The following is a 1,667-nucleotide window of genomic DNA, read 5'->3' as shown; positions in this document are numbered from 1 at the left end:
GGTGGGCGGCGATCACCTCCAGGAAGGTGCCGGCCGGCCGCTCAGGCCCCCACGGCCTGCGGGCTGCGCCGCTGGTCCGAACCGGGCACCGGCTCGGACGGGTCGGCGCCGAGGGACACGATCCGGTTGCCGGCGTCGACGTGCACGACCCGGGGCCGCAGCTCGCGGGCCTCCGCGTCGGTCACCTGCGCGTAGCTGATGATGATCACCAGGTCCCCGGGGTGGACCAGATGGGCCGCCGCCCCGTTGATCCCGACGACCCCGGAACCGCGCTCCCCCTCGATGACGTACGTCTCCAGCCGGGCGCCGTTGGTGATGTCCACGATGTGCACCAGCTCCCCGGGCAACAGGTCGGCGGCGTCGAGGAGATCGGCGTCGATGGTCACCGATCCCACGTAGTGCAGGTCGGCCTGGGTGACGGTGGCACGGTGGATCTTGGACTTGAACATGGTACGAAGCATCGATGCACTCCTGCTGATCGGCTCCCTGCCCGCGCTTGTGCAGGTCAAGGGCTGTTCGACACCCTAACAACGACGCGTGCGTCAGGGCAGTCTCCCCCGGGCGCGGGCTACGCGGCAGCCCCGGAGGACACCCGTGATCAGCGTCACTCCCGCGCGCTCGGTCCCGGGGTCCCGACACGGCCGAAACACGTGTGTTCGAAATTCCCGCCGGCTCGTTGAGCCGCAGGAGAGCAGCCACACGACCGTCGAGGGGGGCCACATCGACTTCGGCCAGGACACCGGCGCCTGCGACTCCCAGCGGGGGAGGTCTCCGACGCCGAGCGGGAGCTCTTCGGCGGGCCTCTGCGCTACGACATGGGCTGGTCGGAACACGAGCGGGCCTGGCTCGACCTGACGATGATGCCGGCTCCGCGGTCCATGCCGGGGCTGGTCGGGGTGACCTTGCGGATGGCGTGGCAGGCGGACCGTCGCGCGCTGCTCACGGTCGCCGTCTGCGAGATCGGGCAGGGTGTCGCCGCGGCGGCCGGATTGCTCGCGGTGAACTCCGTGACGCACGCGCTGCTCATCGCGACGGCCGCCTCGGGGGCGAGCCTGCGCTCCCGCTCCAGCCGGGTGCGCAGGTCGGTGCCGCGCACCAGGTCCATGACCAGGGCCAGGTCGTTGCCGTCGACCACCAGGTCCCGGACGGTGACGATGCGCGGGTGCTCCAGGCCGAGCAGCGCGGTGCGCTCCTGCACGAAGCGTCCGACGAGCTCCTGGTCGGAGGCGAGGTCCTCGCGCAGCAGCTTGATGGCGACGGGGCCGTCCGGTCCCTCGCCCAGCCACACCGTCCCGGCGCTTCCCCGCCCCAGGATCTGGTTCGCGGTGTACCGGCTGCCGATCTTCCGTGCCAAGACTGCTCCTACAGACGCGTGTTGTCGTTAAAAGTACGCGTCCGGCGAGCCAACCTTCTCCGCGGAGGCGGAAATCACCCGCCAGGTGTCGACAAATCTCCAACCTGGCGGTCAGTTCCCGGAGCCGCCCAGGTCGTTGATCCAGCCGCCCACCTTGCCGGCCCAGTCGCTCAGCTGGTCCCAGTAGCCCTTGCCGGTGCCGATCCAGTCCTGGAGCGGGGTCAGCTCCCAGATCAGCCAGCTGACGACGACCAGGATGACGATCGTGAACAGGCAGCCCTTCAGGCAGCCCAGCCCGGGGATCTTCATCGGG

At 70.2% G+C, this 1,667-nt stretch carries 1 protein-coding gene and 3 pseudogenes; 1 reads left to right on the top strand and 3 read right to left on the bottom strand.

What is annotated here, in order from left to right:
• Positions 1-41 precede the first annotated feature (41 nt).
• Complete coding sequence (gene panD / locus H5J33_RS34365; protein ID WP_181798576.1) at positions 42-461, bottom strand: aspartate 1-decarboxylase; 420 nt, start codon at positions 459-461, stop codon at positions 42-44.
• 285 nt (positions 462-746) lie between these two features.
• Between panD and H5J33_RS38810 the strand changes: the two are divergent.
• Positions 747-1,025 (top strand): annotated as a pseudogene (locus H5J33_RS38810) (ABC transporter ATP-binding protein); the annotation flags it as partial.
• Here H5J33_RS38810 and H5J33_RS34360 read toward each other — a convergent pair.
• A pseudogene (locus tag H5J33_RS34360) lies at positions 983-1,354 on the bottom strand (protein kinase); the annotation flags it as partial. The pseudogenes H5J33_RS38810 and H5J33_RS34360 overlap by 43 nt on opposite strands.
• A 111-nt stretch (positions 1,355-1,465) precedes the next feature.
• Positions 1,466-1,667, bottom strand: a pseudogene (locus tag H5J33_RS34355) (serine/threonine protein kinase); the annotation flags it as partial.

Source organism: Streptomyces sp. WELS2, assembly GCF_013870595.1.
Lineage (GTDB): Bacteria > Actinomycetota > Actinomycetes > Streptomycetales > Streptomycetaceae > Streptomyces.
This window is presented reverse-complemented; position numbering and strand designations above follow the sequence as displayed.

Excerpts from the sequence above, each read along its gene's own strand:
- panD (WP_181798576.1), bottom strand. The coding sequence starts at position 461 with ATGCTTCGTACCATGTTCAAGTCCAAGATCCACCGTGCCACCGTCACC.